The following is a 20,604-nucleotide window of genomic DNA, read 5'->3' on the forward strand; positions in this document are numbered from 1 at the left end:
AATCTCATTGTGAGATTATTTATCCAGGCGGCTATCCCTATTCTGTAGAAGCCGACTGGCATTTATTACCCCTCGATAGATGTCTTAAGCCCGGTGATCCCCCACCGGGCTTCTTCGCGCCCTCCGCATTCGTTGGGGTATTTTTCCTTAATCTATTTTGACCGCCTTGATCGATGTCCAGAATCGATAGCGGTTCTTCCCTCGCCTTCCAGGCGGGTGGCAGCTAACAATTGACGGTACTTATGACGGTATATCCATCAATATCTGATAATTAATCTCATATTTAACAGGTTTATATCCTTAATTCGATTGACCCTACCTAGAGATGAGCGCACATTTTCATTCTTGGATGCTCCAACCTCCTCACTCATCTTACTTACGGCTACCAAGGATCACTTAGCTCCGCCTAGCCGCCGTGGCGTTCAAGAACGACACCTGCTGCGCTAACCTAGACCTACCGCTAAAATACTTTTGATCATGATATGTCGGGCAACCTCTCGACCTTTAAGATTGAGCTTTCACAATCAAATAACCCAAGGTATCAATAACATAAATATTTTTTCAAAGTAAAACTCACCTCACCTATTCTGAAAATCTCCTCAACCATGATAAGATTTGATAGCCATGCCATTACGAGGGGGATGTCTATGCTGCTCAATCTGGATTCGGAGACAATCACAATCAAATGTCCTCACTGTTCGATTAAGTATGAGGAGACAATTTCACGGCTGAAGTACGAACCAAAACTTGCCTGCCCTCATTGCGACAATTACGTCGGGGTGAACCTTCTGGAACTGCATATCGCGCTTGAATCGGTGCAGAAATCCTGTGATGCTTTGCTCAAGAGAATAATGAGAGAGCCCAACCGAAAGCGCTTGCCGTAGGTATAAATGTTCAGTACGGGCGAGCGTTCGCCTATTCCGCCGCTGAAAGTTGTTTTTGCCATACCTGCTTGATGTGCAGTGCTATCGTTCACTTGCCTGATCTCCCCGTCAGTTGTAGGTCGGGCTCCGCCCGACGATCGTAGAATGATGTCGGGCGGAGCCCGACCTACCGATAATTGTGCACGTCGCAGGCGGTAGAGAATTGTTGAACGCCAACAGGTGATAGACTCAACAGTGGGTATTGGCAGTGGTCAACAATACCGTCTATGCAAATTGCAAGGTAAGCCGAGGCTGGTTCTGGCAAAACGGGGCTCGACACTCAATTGCGCCTGAGCTACAAACCCGACAACTTTCAAATATTGCCGGTTCTAATAATTAAACTTTAGTTGGGCAAAGAACGTCCGTTGAGGAAACGGGTGAAAGATCCAGTACTTGTCGTTGTTGACGTTATTGATGCCGCCAATAGCGGTCAATTGCTTGGTGATTTTGTACTTCGCAATTAAGTCGGCGACAACATAGCTCGTTATCCCTGTATAGGCGAAACCATTCGTATCGCTGTTGTTCAGCTGGCCAAACTGGCCGCTGCTGTAACGAACACTCACCGAAGCCGTCAGTTTCTCGTTTGCGCGATAGGTGACTATTGCGTTGGCCCGCCATGTGGGAAGTCTCGGTTGGCGTTTGCCGGTTGAGGGAATCGCGGCATTGGGGTTGGCTGCTGTTGGCCCTAATGCCGCGGCTGCCGCATCTGCATCGTGGTTACTATTTATTCGGGAATCCACCCAGGTGAAATTCCCCAGAATATCCAGACCCTTTATACCCGCATCCGCTTTCTCCCCCGAAACCTCGATGCCATAAGTATCGATTTCGCCCACATTAGAAATAAAAGTTGCTTGAGAAGTGACGCCGGTGGCCGGGTTCGTTATCAGTCCCGTCTGGGAAAAAATGGCGTTTTTTATACGCTCCTGGAACAAGCTGAGGCGCAATCTACCCTTGTCCGGAAAATATTCCACGGAAAGCTCGGAAGCAAGGGCATCTTCAGACCTGAGATTGGGGTTTCCATTGACTGATATTGCCGTTGCGCCAGTCCCCACCGTCGTGGTTTGAAATAGCTCAGAGGCGGTTGCATAACGGTAAGCCTGACCGATGGCCGCACCGATCTTCACGCGATCCATGGGGCTCCAGGTCAACTTGCCCTTGGGCGAAAAATTGACGGCACTTTTGTTAGCCTGATTGATCGTCTGGAGCGAACCATTTACGGTGGTAGTGTTGACTCCATCGTAAGCGTGCCATGATTCAAGACGGCCGCCGACTGTAAAGTTCCAGTCCTCATGAAAATCCCATGCGTCCTGTATCCAGTAACCTTCGGTCTGCGTCTTTCCGGTCGAGTTTGTGACGATACCTTGAGCGCCGCCGCTTTGCCAGTTGCTGGTATTGAACACTGGATTCTTGAGCGTATACAGGTCATGGTGAAAGCCAAAGCTGATCTCATGGTAACCCAGCAGATCGACGCCCGGCCGCCAGATGCCCTTCGCGTCGGCGGTATGCCAACCAGAGCCGGTCAAACTGGTGATTCTACCGGGCGCATTGCCGGCAAACGCAAGAGTGGGGTCGACCGTTGGTGCGCGAACGGTATCCTTGCCTAAATCAATCACGCTACCCACCAACTCCCAATCAAATTTTCCACCGGTATTGGACCGGAGATTCATGCCATGCGACCAGGTTGTCTGATCGGTCTGATTGGCCGCAAAGGTGGGACTATTCGGAGTGGATAAATTGTATCGCCTGCCGCCAATATTGACGAAGCCGCTTTGCACCAAATTCCCCGCTGCATCCCTCAGGTAGCTTTGCGTGCTCGAACTGGCGTTGTTCTGCCACATGCCCAAGGTATAAGCGATCTTTATGGTCGGGGTAATATCGTAGGCCCATTTCCATTTGAAGTTATCCTGTACGGTGTGGTTGATGTTTCCCGCACCCAGCGTCTGGTTGGGGGCATTTGTAGCGTTTGCACCCGCGAATGCCCCTGTCACCACCGTATCCCCACTGTTGGCCGCAGTGGCAGAGTTAAGCGCTGTCGCAAACGTTATCGGCTGGCTATGGGCATCAAGATGGCTGTAATCGAACCGGAATGACAAGTCGTTATACCGATGGCCGATATTTCCGGAGTACCGCTGGGTGTCGTAGGTTTCTTTTGTGCCATAGAGATTGAAAGTCTGCCAGGAAGATTGCGCATCGGCGCCCACTTCAAATTTATCCGGCATTCGCGTGGTGATGTTAATCACCCCACCTATTGAATTACCGGCATAGGCTGCCGAAAACGGGCCGTACATGATATCGATGCGTTCGATTTCAGCGGGCGATACGGTATTCCAGCGAGGCGAACCCGTGTTTGAGTTGTTATTGCCGAGCAAGGAAGACAGCAAGATACCATCCGCATAAATCAGGTTGCGCGCGCTGGCGGATGTGCCCGAGGTGCGCATCCCCACGGGTGCGTTGGTGTCACCGATATAGCGACTGCGTACTTGAATGGATGGCATGTATTTAATGGCATCCTCTGTAGCCATGAGATTGACCGTACTGTCCAGTTTTTCCCTGGTCATGCTCTCTGTGGTCTGGGGTAGCCTGTACCTTTCCTTTTCGGTTTGCCTGGAGATTGGCTTCACTTTTCCTCCGATCGTCATTTCCGGCAACTTAACCGCGGGCTCGTCAGTTGGCACCTGTTTTTCAGTAGCCCCGGCAGGAGTTTGCGCTATCTTCGTACCAGTGGAACGTACTGGCACAGGGGTGGTAGGGAGGGGGTTTTTAATTGGCGCCAATTCAGCCTCGACCTCATCTTTTGCCTGCGACCCACGCTCATTGGTTGCCCAGACAGAAGATACGCAGAGCAAACTTGCCAAGGCAAACGGCATCGATTTCAGCTTTATATTCGGTTTCATATTTCCTCACCTGCTTTTCTTATTATTGAAAAACAGCTGTTTATCGATGCTGCGCCAAAAGTGTTTTTAAAAGATTTCCGCCGGTGCATTGATTCGGCTTGATGTAGTTCAAAAAACCGGGATTTTCCACTCCGGTTTTTTGCAGCCGGATTGTGATCAGTAACGCAGGTCGAGGAATAGCAAAATAAATACGCTGACTGATCAAGAACCCAGAGTCCCCACCTCAGCAATCGGAACGCGAGAATAATCTATTTCAGTCAGCGCAGGAATGCGGCAAATTGTCGCACCATATAAAACAGTGTTTTATTGATCAGGAAGTTACAGCTGCATAGTTCTTTCATGGCTGCCGCCGAATGAGCGGTTACGATTTGCCGATGATTGCGATCGAGAGAATTATCTTTCCCCCATTCCGTTGGATCTGCGGCTCCCGTTCGGGGCGCCGGGGAGATATGAGATCCAGGGATAGTGTGGATATTTACAGATCCACAATCCATAGGCCTGGGTATCTATTCATACTATTCGCCATACTTGGGCGTCGACGCCCCAGCGAAAGCCGGTCAGGCTGAAATCAGGGAATCTGCAAATAGACTTGACTGTAAAACAAACACTGCTATGAATATATTGAAGGTTTGCAGTGTTATTCGTTTTTCATTTTCAGATGAAGATGCTTACAGAGGCTTATTAATGATGTCGCGACAACCGGCTGAGCGTCGATTTTGAAATTAATCGATTAATCGTTCGGACCAACTTATATCCAAACCTAAAACAACAGGAGTCACTATCATGAAACAACTGCGCGTGATGGGTATCTTTTCCGCATTGATGGGAATATTGGCTGCGTTTGGCCCTATTGAGGCTATTACCGTATCCCAGGCAGAACCGATGAAACCTTCGAAGATAATCAAGACGGAATATCAATATGCCGCAAAAGTCGCTTGTTCGCTGCTGCTACCGCACCAGGACGGCTCATTGGCGCGCGGCACCTATCGAACGGCGGTCAACATACACAATCCCACCAATAAAGAAGTTACCGTCGCCGCCAAGGTGGCGCTTGCGACACAGTTCGGCTCCGAGCCAGGACCATTCGGCGTAACACCGTTCAAGGAAGCCGTTCTCCAGCCAGACGGCGCAGTCGGCGTGAACTGCTTTGATATCGCGGGTTACTTTTGCCCCATTGATGGTGTTTGCGTGGATTTTGCATTCCTGGAAGGATTCCTGGTGATAAAAAGTCCAGTGCCCCTGGACGTGGTTGGCGTTTATACCGCCCGGCATACCGATGGAGAAGTGGAATCCATTGATGTAGAAGCGGTGGAACCTCGGCAGATTCGTGAAACGGTCAAGATTGGTGCGACGGAACCAACCAAGCCGGGCGGCGGGAAACGCGTCGATTATCCGCCCAAGGGGAGCTCCACCTACGGCGAGAAGGAACCGAAACAAATGTGTGGAGGAATTGCCGGATTTCCATGCCCTGACGGCAAGAAGTGCGTGGATGACCCTTCCGACAATTGCGATCCCGCGCGTGGCGGTGCCGACTGCAGCGGTATTTGCGTGAAATAACCGCGCTCGGTTTTGAAAGAATTTGTTTTAAAGCAGGCGCGATGCTCGAACTGGGTTTGGTTGATGGAGGGTGGTGTCCATGGGTGCATGTGGAAACAACGTTCCGACACCTGAGGCGATCCAGTGCGACACGTCCATGACGTCATTATCACTGGTGCGGGCCCCGCAGGTTGTGCGGCCGCCCGCACTTTAGCCAACGCTGACTTTTCCGTTGGCCTGTTTGACAAGGCGGTCTTTCTGCGTGACAAAACGTGTGGAGATGCCTTGATTCCTGATGCGCATCACGTGCTGAAAAAACTCGACCTGATGGAGCGCGTTACCAATATCTCCTGCCCTGCCAAAGGGATGCGTCTGATTGGTTTCGATGGCAGCAACGTTTTGATCCGAGCGGATAGCGCTTGTGGGCGGCGCCATGGAAACAGGCATTCTTGCGGCAGAGGCTATCATGGGCCAATACCATCCAGGTCGCACCGCTGTAGCCCAAACCTATACCCGAAGTATAAAAGCCCTACAGCCAAAGTTTGAAATCTACCATAAAGCAGAATTTTTATTTAACTGGCCGTACCTGACCAACAAGCTAGTGAGGCATGCCGCCAGAAGCGAATATACACGCCGTAAAGTGGAATGGATGTTTAATGAAACAGATGATCCCGGATTTTTGTTAACGCTTTCGGAATGGATGAGGATCTTATTTGCTAATCGTTGATGAGCCATGCCTCAAATACCACTCTATTACTGGCAGCCTGTCGGACTTAAAGGAAATCGGCTGCAAAAGCATCTGGGCGGTTCATATTTCACCGCTTTTTAAACCAATAGAAATAACTATTGGCCTTCAAAATCCACAAAATCTGCCCTCACCCAGTCCTTCACTGCGATTCTTCAAGTCCGACAGGCTGCTAGAGCCAAACCGCCCGTAACTGTTTAACTGGATCATGTTGACAAACAGTAGCAGGGCAACCCTTGGGGCAAGTTGTTCCTTCAGCTCCTTTCTTAAAATTCTGTAAGCAACACCGCCCCCTCGCGCCGCAAAGGTAAAGCTCAACCTGCCATCCATGGTTGGGATGGAAGCCATGATAGAGAGTCATCCCGCACTCGGATCGAGTCATCATCGTTCAACTGCCCTTGTTACTGTCATAGAACTGTCACCAAAGGTTAATAAGGCAGTCATCTCTTTTCCCTATTCTTGCCCCGGTTTTTAGCGATAAACATAACCATAACCAAAACATCACAACTGGGGGCATTAGCTTTGAAATTTTCGAAACTTATATTGGCAGCGGCAGCTGTGTTGGGAGCAAGCGCATCATCAGGGACTTTTGCGATTGACCTTTATATCGATACCAAAACCAAGCAGATATATGGAGAGCCCGGATCTGACCGGCAACCCATAGGTAATTTTGAGAGAGTCGAACGTTCTCCATCGAACAATGCAACGCCGGCACCGGAAGCAGAGAGAACCCAACAGCCAGTAACCGGTGACAGAAGTGCGAGATTAAAAGAAAAAGCAGAGCGGGCACAACTCGTCGGCAAGATTGAATCCATCGAGGAACGTATCAAGGAAAGCGAAAAGCAAATCAAACTGGATAAAAACGGCTTGCAATTCGAAACAGCAGACAAGAACTTCAAGTTCAAGATCGGGGGCCGGATCCACACGGATTACACCCATAGCAGTAATGATAGTTTCTTCTCTAGGGACGGCACCCCAATTCAAGCCAATGATGGCGCAGAGTTGCGCAGGGGGCGCCTGGAGTTTGCGGGTACTTTCTTTAAAGATTGGGATTTCAAGAGCCAGATCGACTTCGCTGATAACAGCGTCGGCGTTAAAGACATGTTTATCTCATATAGAGGGGGCTTCGCAAAGGTCAACGTGGGCCACCAGAAGCAGCCTTTCAGCCGTGAGTTACAAGAAAGCTCCAACGATCTCATGTTCATGGAAAGATCATTAATGAATGTGCTTAACGCACCGCTCGTCGATCGCGCTATTGGTCTAAATGTGTCAAAAAGCGATAAAAACTGGACTGGACAGGTGGGACTTTATGGCGAGTCAATCGACGCTAATAACAACAGCATGGATGAAAGCTGGGGAACCAGTTCTCGTGTCACTTTTGCACCCATTAACGAAAAGACAAAGGTTGTCCATTTAGGTGTAGCAGGAAACTATCGCAAACCGAGCGGCAGCGGCCAGCTATTCGGTCCCTCTAATGGCGTGAGATTCAGGCATGAAACATCACATCTGACTAACCTGTTTCCGATTGATTCGGGCACCCTAGGAAATATCGAGGACATCAAGATGCTTGGCCTGGAGGCCAGCGGCATATATGGCCCGTTCAGCGCGGGAGGCGAGTATACCCATAGCTGGATTGGCCGCAACAATGGTCTGGATTCGCTAAGCTTCAATGGTTGGTACGGAGAAGCCGCATGGACGCTCACCGGAGAATCGCGCAACTACAAAGAGGGAAAGTTTCACAGAGTGGAGCCAACTCGGAACTTCAGTTTTTCCAATGGGGGATGGGGTGCATGGGAACTGGCAGTACGTGTCGCCGGAGTAGATATGAACGATGGCGCCTTCAGGAGAGGTGAGATGAAAAACTTTACTGCTGCCCTGAACTGGTACGTGAACAACAACGTTCGCTTCATGTTCAACTATGACAAAATCCTTGAAATCAAGGATTCGCCGCTAGTGACGGCAAGCGGTGGTAAGCCGTATGACCTGAACACTTTCATGTTCCGTAGTCAAATAGCCTTCTAATGCCGATTCACTTGAGGATGTGCGTGAAATCACGGATCAGTGGCGGTAAATCTGTAATGAAGGACGGCTCGATTGACGCTGAAGCATGTTTTCTGATCACGGAAGAAATGTTATGAAGAAACGAAGATACATTGATCTGTACGGTTATACATTGGATGAGTTCGATCGCTGGCTGGAAAGAGGTATTAACAAGAAGCTGCGCTCTACCGGAAGATCCAGGTCGGAGTTGGACGTGCACGCTATCTTTGCGGCTTATGAAAGTGAAACTCGCAAACTTTCTCGCCGCAGACTCCGCGAAACGCGCATTACCGCCTGATCTCTGACTTCTCAAACCACATTTGAATAAATTCGCTTGCCTGGTTTTGAGCTGTTTGATCCATTGTGTTTAAAGGGGCTGGTCAAGGCGGCATCGCTTGACCAGCCCCTTTGCAATCCCCCAGTCTGAATTGACGAGGCCGCTAATTGGGGTAAGTTAACAGCGGGGCCCGAAACGGGCGAAGCTGTTAATAGTCGTTCCTCAGGGCAAAAGCATTACATAATCCAGAACGAAACAACAGTCGGCGAACTTTGCTCTGCAAAGCCAGATCCTGATCCGGGGTGCTTACCCGGGCCTATCCAATTTTTATTTTCAATTTCTCTCCAGAACTCAATTTAGCTTCAGCTTTTCGAAGAGTTAATTTCAAGCGATAGTTTCAGGAGATGTTTTCAGCCAGAAATGGATCTAGCCGATCCATTTTTCACGCTCTCCGAAAACGGTCGCTTTATGGAGATATGCAACAGGGGGAAAAGACAGCAAGTACGTCTGTACAACGGTCATATATTACTTGACCTTTGTTCTCTGCTTCTTGTTGTCCTCTTGCAGATCTCCCCCCTCTTGTGAGTAACCCCCAAAGCTGCGGATAGTCCCTTAAAGATGCTGTAACAAACCCACGGTAAGATGCGCAAACCGAATCTTATTACAAGAGTGAACCATGTTTGAATACGCAGTATATGTACGGACTGAAGAGGGTTATATCAAGCGCATGGATAACGTTGTTTCCAACCTGCCTTACGATCCGCAAGGACCCTATGGTTCTTTATCCCCCTATGTGCACGAAGAAGAGCTTGTCGGTTTTCCTGAATCAGTAGTGCTCTGGAAAAACAGTACAGGGCCCAGCGTTGGGATAGCCCCCATTAACGCTGATGGCAACTCCCCCACCTTATTGGTTGCTTAGAGCAAAGCTGCTGAGCAACTGGAGAAAATGAAAAATGACTCTTAGTACTTCCCATTTTGCTGTTGGTACATTTATAGCGCTGGTAAGCCTGGGCGCTGCCTACGCCACCCTGAATAATTTTCCCGGTCGTCCTGCACCCGGCGCCGTGGGGCGGTTACATGAGGATTTGAACGTTGCGTTTGCCTCTCACTGGAAAGCCCGGACGGGTCTGGATATCGAGATCGAGCAGGCGCGGAGCAAATCGGGAAAGCCGGTGTATATTACGGTCGACGGACTTGATGTTCCGGCCCTTGCGCTGTCCTACGATGTAGACAAGCTGGATGATAAGGAACGACTTGTTACACCCGGCCCCCGCAAGCTTTTAGCGCAGGATTTTCGGACTGGCTCTTATCCTTCAGCCTATACTTCAACCATCGTGTTTCTCGTACGGAAAGGTAACCCAAAGGAACTGCGGGACTGGAGCGATCTGGTGCGCCCTGATATAAAAGTGGTTAACCCGAACCCAAAGCGCTCTGAAAGCGGTCGATGGAATTATCTGGCGGCCTGGGGATATGCAATGAGGCAATCAGGCGGCAATGAACAAACCGCCCGTGAGTTTGTCAGCCAATTGCTTGCCAACGCCAGGGCGGTGGATTACAAGGATGAAAAGCCGGAAAGCTCAACTACTGCCTTTGTCCTGCTCAATATAGGCGATGTACTCCTCACCTGGGAAAATGAAGCGCACCGGATCATTCAGAATAACGGAAACGATAAGTTTGAAATCGTTACCCCGTCTATATCAATAGTGGCTGAACCCGTTATCAGCGTAGTGGACGCGGCTGGGAACGGGAAAGGCGCACGCGGTTTGGCTTCATACATCGAATATCTATATACACCCCAGGCACAGCATATCGCCGCCAGGCACTATTACCGTCCCCGCGATCCGTCCGTGGCCGCCAGGTATGAGGACTGGTTTCCCCACCTTGAGCTGTTTACCGTTGACGAGGTGTCCGGCGGTTGGCAGAAAGCCCAGAAAATACATTTTGCCAGGGGCGGTATTTTTGACCAGATCACCAGCGATGTTTCGGATTCTGTCGCCATGAAGGGCGCTATCGATACTGCTTTACAGATAAGCGCGATGGATAATTTACTCGCCCTTCAAAATTAAAGGTTTCAGAGACCCCAAGCGCAGTTACGGGCCAGGCCCCTCCTGACTTAGACAAAGAGGAATGAATCGGAACAGTCATTTCCCATATGCGAAACGTGCCGCAATCTTGATCAGCACAGGAAACCGAAGCGAGACAAAGCTTTGTGAGTTATCAACAGGCCTGTCCACGCTAATTGGGGACTTGATTAACATGAATTCCCCTATCCACAATCAAATAAACAGCCGGTCGAGCGCCAGCGAATAGCGCGGGTGCCCACCTCATTGCAAGAAGCGATCCACATCACGTCAGGCTTCGGTGTACCTCCAGCCGAATACATCTATTCAGATGATCCTGTTATTGCATGCAATAAAGGGTTTTGCACGCCAGGCTGTTGAGTATCAGCATCAACCGGCAAAAACCTTAAAAAGGAAAAGGCATTTGATGCACAAGGTGGCGCCGAATAATCCTGGGTGACAAAATCGGCATTACGTCATAGACAGATTGCAGGGGGAGGACCAAATCAGTGAAAGCGGGCGTAGGGCGCAGGACACTTACTCGTTTGCTCATGCCTGCGGAGGTAGCTGAAACTGCTTTCCCATTACTGGCAGCCCGCGCGTTACGCGCCTTTGGCGATGGCTATGTTGCTGTGCTTTTGCCCGCTTATCTGCTGGCATTGGGATTTGATCAACTGGACGTAGGCTTTTTAAATACAGCAACGTTAGCCGGATCAGCTTTGGCGATGCTGGGGCTCGGTGTGATTGGCTACAAATGGACAACTCGCCGGTTGCTGCTGTTCGCTGCCTTGTTAATGGCAATTACCGGCGTTAGCTTCGCGAGCGTTTCATCGTTTTGGCCACTATTTGTTGTCGCATTCATTGGAACCCTTAATCCGGGTTCGGCCGATGTCAGCGTATTTTTGCCGCTGGAGCATGCCCGCTTGGCGCAAGCGGCTAACGGCAATGCAAGAACCACGCTGTTCGCTCGTTATTCGCTTATTGGCTCACTGAGCGCCGCTGTTGGCGCCTTAGCCGCCGGCATCCCATCGTGGCTTGTGTCATGGTCGGGTTTTTCATTAATTGATGGCCTGCGCGCAATGTTCGTGCTGTACGGTCTACTCGGCGGGGCAGTCTGGCTGCTCTATCGAACTCTGCCAGCGATCGAGATCCAGACTGCCCCGCTACAACAACCGCTGGGGCCATCACGCAGCATTGTGTTCAAGCTTGCCATGTTATTCAGCATTGATGCGTTTGCTGGGGGATTGTTGGGAAACTCCCTGCTGACGCTTTGGCTCTTTGCGCGGTTTGGACTGTCGCTCGGACAGGCTGGAACATTCTTCTTCTGTGCGGGGCTCTTGTCAGCCGGATCCCAGCTTGCTGCACCGTTCGTCGCACGCAGGATCGGGTTGCTCAACACGATGATCTTCACCCACATCCCTGCTAACGTGTGCCTCATTTTTGCTGCAATTGCCCCAAATCTCGAGGTCGCACTCGTTTTGCTGCTCGTACGGAGTGCATTATCGCAGATGGATGTGCCGACACGTACTGCCTATGTAATGGCTGTTGTCACCCCGGCGGAGCGCACTGCTGCTGCAAGTTTCACCGCGGTATCCCGCAGCCTTGCTTCGATCGCAAGCCCAACCCTGACCGGCGCTTTGCTGGCCAGTGGGCTGCTGAGTGCACCTTTGATTGCTTGTGGAGCTTTGAAGATCGCCTATGATCTGGCCTTGTTGATATCCTTTAGGCGCCTGGATGTTCCGCTGGATCGAGAATAGAAAAATTGGCCTTGGATCGCAGTAAGGGCAAGTCTTCCTTCGGTTCAGAGATAGGAGCAAAACCATCAAGTTACCATAACCATCATCACGTTTCATTGCCCATGCATCTTCCGGTCGTACCGGCTTGAACTCTCCCGTGATGGTCTCCATCACTCCGCCTCTCGTTCATAGCCAATCCGCAGCGTCATAAAACTGACACAAAGCTGAAATGATATCGACATGACTGAGCAGTATTCTCCCGATCGTCTTCCTTAAAGAAGACGAGAATAATCAAATATCAGACTTGCGTTAGTTTCGCAATTGTCCAAAAGCACCAAGGCAAAAATACTGATACCAATAAATTAATGCGGGGCGCTGACCTGGTTACTGACGGGGCTTGAGTTAATAGCCGAGGGATGTCACTGGAAAGCGCTCCTGATCCATCTTGCGGAGAACAAAATGCTGAAATTCCTGGGTATTGAGATAGTAGTAGTATTGGGTGCGCTGCTTGGAGGTGTCAGCGTTGTGAATGCTGAGCCAATTGTAAAAATCGATGGTTCGAGCACTGTTTATCCCATTACCGAAGCAGTGGCGGAAGATTTTCAAATAGCCAAGAACGGTGCCGTTAAAGTCACGGTTGGTATTTCAGGCACTGGCGGCGGCTTCAAGAAATTTTGCCGTGGCGAGATAGATATCGCCAACGCTTCGCGCCCCATCTCTAAAAAAGAAATGGACAATTGCAAAGCTGCCGGGGTGCAATACGTTGAAATGCCGGTGGCGTATGATGCATTGACGGTTGTGGTGAATCCAAGAAATGATTGGGTTAAGGATATTACCGTTGCAGAATTAAAAAAGATCTGGGAGCCCGGCGCCCAGGGGAAAATAACCAGGTGGAATCAAGTAAACCCGGCATGGCCTGATGATCCGATAAACCTTTACGGTCCAGGAGCGGACTCTGGCACCTTTGACTACTTTACGGAGGCAATTGTCGGAAAGGCCAAATCGAGCCGGGGTGATTTCACTGCTTCCGAAGACGACAACGTGCTGGTACAGGGGGTGGCAAGCAATAAAAACGGGCTGGGATTTTTTGGCTTCGCTTACTACTTTGAAAATCAGAAAAAGGTTAAAGCGCTCGCCGTTGATGGAGGCAAAGGCGGCATTATCCCATCCATTAAAACGGTGGAGGATGGAAGCTACCAGCCATTATCACGCCCGATTTTTATTTACGTGAATATCAAGGCGGCAGAAAAATCCGGAGTGAAGGAGTTTGTTGAGTTCTATATGGAAAAAGGATCGGCCCTGGTAAAGGAAGTTAAATATTTTCCGCTGCCAGCTCAAGCTTACACCACTAATCTGGAGCACCTGAACAAGAAGAAGCTTGGCACGGTATTTAACGGCCAATCGGAAGTGGGGCTCAAGATCGATGAATTGCTCAAGCGTGAGGCCAGCCTGTAACAAAACGAAAAAGATGAGGTGGCAGACTGCCAATAACCCCTGCTATTTAAACCCTTAAATCTCTGGGGCAAAATAGGGCAGACCCGGAATTGGTAGTTGGTTAAGTACGAGCGGTCAAGCAGGTGAGCTAGGCCGCTCTCCACCTCGAGCAGGTAAGCCCTCAGCTGCCGGCAATTCTATCCAAAAAGTACTTCCTGCATCTTCGGCGCTTTCCACCCCAATAGTAAGTCTGGCCGCATGGGATTTGATAGGTGCGGCACCGAACATATTCCTTACCTAAAGATTGTAAAAATGCGGCCACACCACAGCGCAAAGCCCACGCCAGGACCTTCACGGTTTATCCAGAATACGGGTTGCCCGCCGGTAAGATCCTTTATGAAAATGGAGCTTTAAAAGATCGCAGGGATAATTGGTAGAAACCACATGGCAAAAATCGGCCTGGGAGTACCTGGTCCTTGTATTCCTGGTAGCGTTAGGGGTGGGAGCAGATCTGGCCTAATGCTCTTTCTTGATCTTTACGTGATTTATGACCTTCGTGACACCATCGACGGAATGTGCAATCGAATGCGCTTTATCGATTTCAGCTTGATTTCTGGCTGTGCCGCTCATTACCACTACACCATTCTTATCTGTATCAATCATGATATGCATCGCGCTGACGCCCTTCTCGGCGGCCAGCCTGGCCTTGATCTTGGTGGTGATTACCGAATCCTTGACAAATTCGCCTACGCTTGAATCCGAGTCGTGACTTGCGGAAAAGCTCGCAACCGGCACCAACAGTGCTCCGATCATAAACATACCTACAAAAAGTTTAATTGTTTTCATCGCGTTATCCTCCAAGATTAGGGAGGAACAGAATGTCACTTCCCTCGCACTCGATCTGTACGGTACCGTACGTTGGTCATCCGACGTAGCACTCTATCTGGTGCTATAACTTCAAGTGGATACGGAACAAATATTTGCCATGAAATTAACGGATCAGGATAAAAAGCTTTTCATATAACGAATGAAGATGAGGCATCATTGCCGGTAGCCAGCAGCCTGTCGGACTTGAAGAATCGCCGCGAAAAAGTGACTGGGTGAGGGGACGGACACCCCCATTAATGGAGCAAGCACCGGTTTCCCTGCATGCATAGGCGGATAATCCAGAGGTTTGGCACAAGGCGAAATCAGTACAGAGAAATATGTTTAATATGATAAATGAGTTACTATGCACTTAAACTCAAATCTCCAGACAGTTGCATCCTGAAATGAAGAATTAATGGCTGAGTCCTTTCCTGCTTTGCCGACCGCAGATTGGCCATATCTGCAGATCCTGGTTCGTCTAGCACTGAGCCTGTCTCTGGGGCTGCTGATTGGGATGGAACGCGAACGACGCGGCAAGGAAGCAGGATTACGCACGTTCGGTTTCATCTGTCTTCTCGGTGCGCTCGGCGGTGCGCTCGGTACTGCATTTTCGCTGCTCATCCTCGCACTTGTCGGCATGCTGACGGTGTTGCTGAATGTGCAGGCATTACGGGTTACCCAGGGAACAGAGCTGACAACGTCGGCGGCGATGCTGGTTACCTGCATGGCAGGCATTCTGTGCGGGCAGGGGCATACAATTTTGCCGGCGGCAGTGATGGTGATCGCAACTGCGTTACTCGCCTGGAAAGAAGGGCTTGCGGGCTTTTCCATGGGGTTGACGGAAAGCGAGTTGCGCTCGGCGCTTCTGCTGGCTATTCTGGCAATCGTAATCTACCCGGCATTGCCAGTGGGTACCGTCGGCCCATGGAATCTGATTGAACCTCGAGCCGCGTGGGTGACTGTGATCCTGATCGCCGGCATCGGCTTTGTGAATTACATCCTATGGAAGCTCTATGGTGCCCGTGGCGTGGTGTTTTTGGGCTTTTTGGGCGGTCTGGTTAACAGCAATTTCACAGTGATCGAGCTGTCTTCGCGCGTGCAGCCGTCATCGAGTGCGTTCGTCGAGTCGGCGTACAGGGGCATTTTGCTTGCCACCACCGCGATGGTCATGCGCAACGCGTGCTTGCTGCTAATCCTTGCGCCACTGGCCCTTGTCGGTTCACTCGCTGCATTCGTGCTGATGCTGCTCACAAGCATGGCGCTGGTGTTATGGAGCTATCGCAGACGTGATCGACCATCGGGGGAGGAGGCGCCGCAAATGAAACTTGAGCTGCCATTCTCACTGCCGCTGGCGCTGAAATACGGTGCCGTATTTCTGCTGCTTCATATCGTCGGGGCAGTGACCCAGCGCCAGTTCGGTGACATGGGGTTCTACTTCGTCAGCATCATCGGCGGCTTGATGTCCAGCGCGAGCGCGGTAGCGGCTGCGGCTACGCTGGCCTCGCAAGGCAGCATATCGCCGACCGTTGCGGGCACCGGTGCCGTTCTTGCATCGTTCACGAGCATCGCGTTCAGTCTATCGTTCGTCCTACGCAAACACAACCGCGCTTTAATTGGTCGGCTGGCCTCCGCAATGGTATATGTGGCTGTCGCGGGGATTATCGGCATGCTGGTCTGGGATACCGTCCATCCCTTCATGTTGCATTGGATTCCGCAACTCGAGGGAAAGGCAGGATAAGCAGGCAAGAAGCCTGGCGGCGCGAGTCTGATTACGAGAGCCGCTTCGCCTCGTCATGTCACGAAAACAGGTCGTGTCAACAGGCTCACGGAAGCGCTGGTTTATTCCGCATCTGGTGAAGCTGATTCAGCCTGTAAACGGCGGTTGAATCGCAGCTCTGCCAGGCTACGCCTTACTGGCTGTTGATTTCTGGTTACTTCATAGTGATACAAGGGAGATATCTTCATTCCCTGCGTGGATGGCCTCAAAGGCTTGCAGGTCGAGTTTCCGGTCTATATCGTTAGGGATTCGGGTTCAAGCACGTCGCGGCCGCAAACAGGGCGTGCGGATCACGGACATGACGGCGAAGCGACCCGCCCTGGACGGCTGGCATGGCCAGTCCATTCGTCTGCCAGCATAGCCTCGGTGACTGTTTTGACATAGGGTAAATTCTGTTCATAAAGCAGACGATCTGTTGCTTTATAGACCGGGAAGCGGATAAAAGAATCTATGCTAAGATTACTTGGAATGTCTCCACATCGCATAGATGTTATTACGAAGAATGTTTTTTGGTAGCGAATCCCAGATTCGAACTGGGGACCAACGGATTATGATTCCGCTGCTCTAACCACTGAGCTAATTCGCCACGTATAAGCCGAAGAGGTCGAATTTTGCCTTCAGCAGGGGACTCTGTCAAGATTAACAAGAATTTCCCGCTGCTATCTCCATGATCTTGCAGGAAGAAAAAAGATGGCTTTAGCTGAACTTCATAATACACTCCGGCATGACATTCATGCGTCCGATGATATCCCAACCTCATCCCGCCCCAGCCAAAGCGCCTGTATAATGCCTTCATGAAATTCGACGTCATTATTGTCGGCGGCGGCCTGGTTGGAGCAAGCCTGGCGCTTGCTCTCAAAGACAGCGGCCTTAAAATAGCATTGGTGGAGTCGCGCCCACCCCTTCCGCTACCCGTCGATGACAGTTGGGACAGCAGGATCTATGCCATCAGTCCGGGCAGCACTGCCTTCCTGCAGAATCTGGAGGTCTGGCAAACACTCGATAAATCCAGGATGAGCCCGGTATACAACATGGCCGTGTTTGGCGATGATAGCGCCGCACGCATCGATTTCAGCGCCTATGATATCGGATTCCCGGAACTCGCTTTCATCCTGGAGAACCGTCAGCTTCAGGCTGCGGTATGGGAAGCGCTCAAGCGCCGAAAAAAACATCTCAAGATTTTTTGCCCCGCGCAATGTACCTCGATAACATGGGCTGACTCCCATGCCGATCTGCAACTCGCCGATGGCAATGTATTGCAAGGGTCGCTGATCGTCGGCGCGGATGGCCTGAATTCCTGGGTGCGCGAGCAGGCAGAAATCACGGTGGTGCGGCATTCCTACCAGCAGACAGGCGTGGTGGCCAACTTCAACGCCGAGCGGCGTCACAATAATATCGCTCACCAGTGGTTCCGGCGAGACGGGGTATTGGCACTGCTGCCATTGCCCGACAACCGGGTATCCATGGTGTGGTCGGCCAGGGAAGAGTTGGCGCGCAAGTTACTGGGTCTACCTGAGGCGGAACTGTGCCAACAGGTCGCCGAAGCCTCGTGCCACACCCTGGGCGAGCTGCAACTCGTCACGCGGCCTGCTGCTTTTCCGCTGAATTTCGTACACGTGAACAAACTGGTGCAGTCGCGTCTTGCGCTTATTGGTGATGCCGCGCACGGCATACACCCGCTTGCCGGGCAAGGTGTCAATCTGGGCTTGCGCGATGCGCATGAGCTGGCCTCTACCCTCATGTCGCGGGGCTTGCAACCGGATTGCGGGGATTACCGTTTGCTGCGCCGTTATGAGCGGGCACGCAAGGAAGACATTCTGGCCATGGAACTGGTTACCGATGGGCTGCAGAAGTTATTCAGCAATCCTAACCCGACACTGGTTCGCTTGCGTAATTTAGGGCTGGGAATCACCAACCGCCTACCGCTCATAAAAGACCGGTTGATGCAGCACGCATTGAGCTGAAGCCGAGCCATGGATTGATCGGTTCACGTATAGTTAGGCCTACGATCAGGCACTAAAACCACATAAACGGAGCAATCAGACCATGCGCATAAATCTCGTCTTCTCTTCGCTGCTGTTGTGCTTTCTTTTCGGTACGGCTTTTGCTGATGAGGCGTCTTTGAAAAAAGCGATTCAGGCAAACTTCCCGGGGGAGAAAATCGAAAGCCTGAAGAAAACTCCCTACCTCGGGCTATACGAAGTTGTGGTGGGTGGAGAATTATTTTATACCGATGAAAAAGCATCCTACCTTTTTTTTGGCCATGTCGTTGATCCGCAAACAAAGCAAAGCTTGACCAGCGATCGCTTGCAGCAGATCAAGGATGCACGGCGAATAAGTGTTGACTCTCTCCCATTGGAGTTTGCAATTAAAGCAGTCAAGGGGAATGGAAAGCGCAAGCTCGTGGTTTTTTCCGATCCCAATTGCCCCTACTGCAAGCGTCTGGAAAAAGAACTAGCCAACGTTAACGATGTGACTGTCTATACGTTGCTTTACCCGGTGCTTAACGGCTCGGTCCCTACCGCTACTTCAATATGGTGTTCACCCGACCGGCTCAAGGCTTGGGAGGATTTCATGCTTAAAGGCATTGCGCCAACCGGAAAAGACTGCGAGACGCCGATTGACAAGCTTCTTCAGGCAGGCCAGAAGAACGGCATAAGCGGTACCCCGACGCTGATTTTTGCGGATGGCTCGATCGCGCCAGGTTTGATGGCTGCTGAAGCCATAGAAAAGAAACTGGGTGCATCATCCGCAAAATGACAAGCACGGGATTGTAGCGCCGGCCCGAACAAGCTCAATTCCTTCTGATCTGAGCTTCCGGCACATAGCCGGCGGGCATTAAAACCCACATCTTGCCTGCCTGTTTCATCTTGCCAGCCTGTTCCGCTGCCTCGATTCCAAAACCCCAGAAGAAATCGGCGCGGACATTGCCCTTGATGGCCCCGCCTGTGTCCTGCGCCACCATGAGCCGATAAAGCTGCTTATCCGTATTAGGCCAGGTCGTGGCGAGAAAAACCGGTGCGCCCTGAGGCACGGCGCGAGGGTCGACAGCCAGGCTTCTGCCTGCGGTCAACGGTACACCGAGCGAGCCCAGCGGTCCCGGCATGGCGGTTGGCACCTCGCGGAAGAAAACAAAACTCGAGTTCTGCCGTAACAATTCGCCCAACTTATGGGGATTTCTCTGGCCCCAAGCCCTGATTCCTTGCATCGAAGCTTTTTCCAGGGGCAATTCGCCGCGCTCCACCAGCAATTTCCCGATAGATTTATAGGGATGCCCGTTTTGTTCGGAATAGCCTACGCGCACGACTTCACCATTCTCGAGTTGCACCCGGCCTGAACCCTGTATCTGCAGGAAAAACAGGTCGATCTCATCATCCACCCACAGCAGTTCCCTTCCCTGTAGCGGCGCGGGATTACTCGCAATGTCAGACCGGCTATAATACGGTATGATTTTGCGGCCTTGCAGCCGCCCTCTCAGCCGCATATTCTTGAGTTCCGGATAGACCTCGCTCAAGTCGACCACCAGAAGCTCATCCGGCGTGCTGTATAGCGGATAGCGGTAACGCTTCGATTGCTTGCGGCTACCTTTTAACAGCGGTTCATAGTAGCCGGTGATGAGGCCATCGTCGCTACCGTCGGAATTCAGCACCTGATGTGGCACAAAACGGCTTTCGAAGAACTTTCGCAGTATTGCGCTATTCTGTCCACGCATGGCGGCAGCCTGAATGCAGGTTTCGCCCCACAGCGGCTGATTTTTCAGAACAGCGCAGCTTCGGAGGAAGGCATCCCATGCGGGCAGAATATCGTCCTCCGCCCAGCCCGTCAGGGCGTTCCAGTCGGTTGGCTTGAGCATGGGTACCAACGAGGTCGGTGCAGCCGGCGTTTCGATAGCGACCGGTGGAGTCGGCGTCGTGGAAACGATGGTACATGCGTTGAGCAAGAGTAACGCGGCAACGGCAAGCAAGGCCGATTGGTCTTTCATCAGATTATGGGTTAGAGTTGCGTATGATAAATATACATCATGCTTGATCCTATGTGGATATTACTGCTGGAAGCGGGTGTCGCTCTATCGTTATTTATTCTTGTCGTCTGGTGGACAGCCAAGCCGCGCAAGAAAGATGACGAGGACGACCAAAATGACGGAAAAAACGAATAAGACGCTGCAAGCGGTGACAGGCGGTTGCCTGGATAGGCGCATCCGCGCTATCCGGCAGAGATTGGCGATGGAAAATCAAAAAATTCCGTAACAGTCTCTGCAATCATTCCTAACCCGGATGTTTCGTAAATTCGCGTGATGATTGCGCAGGATCTTGTT

Annotated in this window: 16 protein-coding genes and 1 tRNA gene; 13 read left to right on the top strand and 4 right to left on the bottom strand. The window is 51.2% G+C overall.

Annotation, left to right across the window (positions count from 1 at the left end; genetic code table 11):
- Positions 1-1,252: 1,252 nt before the first annotated feature.
- On the bottom strand, positions 1,253-3,817 hold the full coding sequence (locus BLP78_RS06560) for a TonB-dependent receptor (protein WP_090457743.1): 2,565 nt from the start codon (positions 3,815-3,817) through the stop codon (positions 1,253-1,255).
- Between the two features lie 783 nt (positions 3,818-4,600).
- Between BLP78_RS06560 and BLP78_RS06565 the strand changes: the two genes are divergently transcribed.
- From BLP78_RS06565 to BLP78_RS06610, 9 genes are all read left to right on the top strand, one after another.
- The gene (locus BLP78_RS06565; protein WP_090457745.1) at positions 4,601-5,374 is read left to right on the top strand and encodes a Kazal-type serine protease inhibitor domain protein; all 774 of its coding nucleotides are present in this window, start codon (positions 4,601-4,603) and stop codon (positions 5,372-5,374) included.
- A 123-nt stretch (positions 5,375-5,497) separates the two neighbouring features.
- Positions 5,498-5,899 carry an NAD(P)/FAD-dependent oxidoreductase gene (locus tag BLP78_RS16230; protein WP_143002902.1) on the top strand — a complete coding sequence of 134 codons (402 nt, stop codon included), beginning with the start codon at positions 5,498-5,500 and terminating at the stop codon, positions 5,897-5,899.
- Positions 5,787-6,080 (top strand): hypothetical protein, encoded by a 294-nt coding sequence (locus BLP78_RS15535; RefSeq protein WP_090457749.1) that lies wholly within the window; start codon positions 5,787-5,789, stop codon positions 6,078-6,080. Before BLP78_RS16230 ends, BLP78_RS15535 begins: the two co-directional genes overlap by 113 nt.
- Before the next feature lie 540 nt (positions 6,081-6,620).
- Positions 6,621-8,120 carry an OprO/OprP family phosphate-selective porin gene (locus tag BLP78_RS06585; protein ID WP_090457753.1) on the top strand — a complete coding sequence of 500 codons (1,500 nt, stop codon included), beginning with the start codon at positions 6,621-6,623 and terminating at the stop codon, positions 8,118-8,120.
- Between the two features lie 112 nt (positions 8,121-8,232).
- The gene (locus BLP78_RS06590; protein WP_090457755.1) at positions 8,233-8,436 is read left to right on the top strand and encodes a hypothetical protein; all 204 of its coding nucleotides are present in this window, start codon (positions 8,233-8,235) and stop codon (positions 8,434-8,436) included.
- A 655-nt stretch (positions 8,437-9,091) separates the two neighbouring features.
- Entirely contained in the window at positions 9,092-9,334 is a 243-nt protein-coding gene (locus tag BLP78_RS06595; RefSeq protein WP_090457757.1) for a hypothetical protein, read from the top strand.
- Positions 9,335-9,368: 34 nt separating this feature from the next.
- Positions 9,369-10,481 (top strand): sulfate ABC transporter substrate-binding protein, encoded by a 1,113-nt coding sequence (locus BLP78_RS06600; protein ID WP_090457759.1) that lies wholly within the window; start codon positions 9,369-9,371, stop codon positions 10,479-10,481.
- A gap of 545 nt (positions 10,482-11,026) precedes the next feature.
- Positions 11,027-12,232, top strand: coding sequence for an MFS transporter (locus BLP78_RS06605; protein ID WP_090457761.1), 1,206 nt, complete (start codon positions 11,027-11,029; stop codon positions 12,230-12,232).
- A 438-nt stretch (positions 12,233-12,670) separates the two neighbouring features.
- A complete protein-coding gene (locus BLP78_RS06610; RefSeq protein ID WP_090457763.1) occupies positions 12,671-13,666 on the top strand; it encodes a PstS family phosphate ABC transporter substrate-binding protein in 996 nt (331 codons plus the stop codon).
- A 495-nt stretch (positions 13,667-14,161) separates the two neighbouring features.
- Here BLP78_RS06610 and BLP78_RS06615 read toward each other — a convergent pair whose 3' ends face one another.
- Positions 14,162-14,491, bottom strand: a complete 330-nt coding sequence (locus BLP78_RS06615) for a BON domain-containing protein (RefSeq protein ID WP_090457765.1) — start codon at positions 14,489-14,491, stop codon at positions 14,162-14,164.
- 436 nt (positions 14,492-14,927) lie between these two features.
- Between BLP78_RS06615 and BLP78_RS06620 the strand changes: the two genes are divergently transcribed.
- Positions 14,928-16,250 carry an MgtC/SapB family protein gene (locus tag BLP78_RS06620; RefSeq protein WP_090457767.1) on the top strand — a complete coding sequence of 441 codons (1,323 nt, stop codon included), beginning with the start codon at positions 14,928-14,930 and terminating at the stop codon, positions 16,248-16,250.
- A gap of 549 nt (positions 16,251-16,799) precedes the next feature.
- Here the strand turns inward: BLP78_RS06620 and BLP78_RS06625 are convergent.
- Positions 16,800-16,875, bottom strand: a tRNA-Met gene (locus BLP78_RS06625).
- A gap of 208 nt (positions 16,876-17,083) precedes the next feature.
- Between BLP78_RS06625 and BLP78_RS06630 the strand changes: the two genes are divergently transcribed.
- Entirely contained in the window at positions 17,084-18,253 is a 1,170-nt protein-coding gene (locus BLP78_RS06630) for a UbiH/UbiF family hydroxylase (protein ID WP_090457769.1), read from the top strand.
- Between the two features lie 82 nt (positions 18,254-18,335).
- Complete coding sequence (locus BLP78_RS06635; RefSeq protein WP_090457771.1) at positions 18,336-19,049, top strand: DsbC family protein; 714 nt, start codon at positions 18,336-18,338, stop codon at positions 19,047-19,049.
- Positions 19,050-19,083: 34 nt separating this feature from the next.
- Here the strand turns inward: BLP78_RS06635 and BLP78_RS06640 are convergent, their stop codons facing one another.
- Positions 19,084-20,271, bottom strand: a complete 1,188-nt coding sequence (locus tag BLP78_RS06640; protein ID WP_090457773.1) for a murein transglycosylase A — start codon at positions 20,269-20,271, stop codon at positions 19,084-19,086.
- Positions 20,272-20,310: 39 nt separating this feature from the next.
- Here BLP78_RS06640 and BLP78_RS15955 point away from each other — a divergent pair, with 39 nt between their 5' ends.
- On the top strand, positions 20,311-20,445 hold the full coding sequence (locus tag BLP78_RS15955) for a hypothetical protein (protein WP_256330133.1): 135 nt from the start codon (positions 20,311-20,313) through the stop codon (positions 20,443-20,445).
- The last annotated feature ends 159 nt before the right edge of the window (positions 20,446-20,604 follow it).

This window comes from Nitrosospira sp. Nsp1 (assembly GCF_900100985.1).
Classification (GTDB): domain Bacteria; phylum Pseudomonadota; class Gammaproteobacteria; order Burkholderiales; family Nitrosomonadaceae; genus Nitrosospira.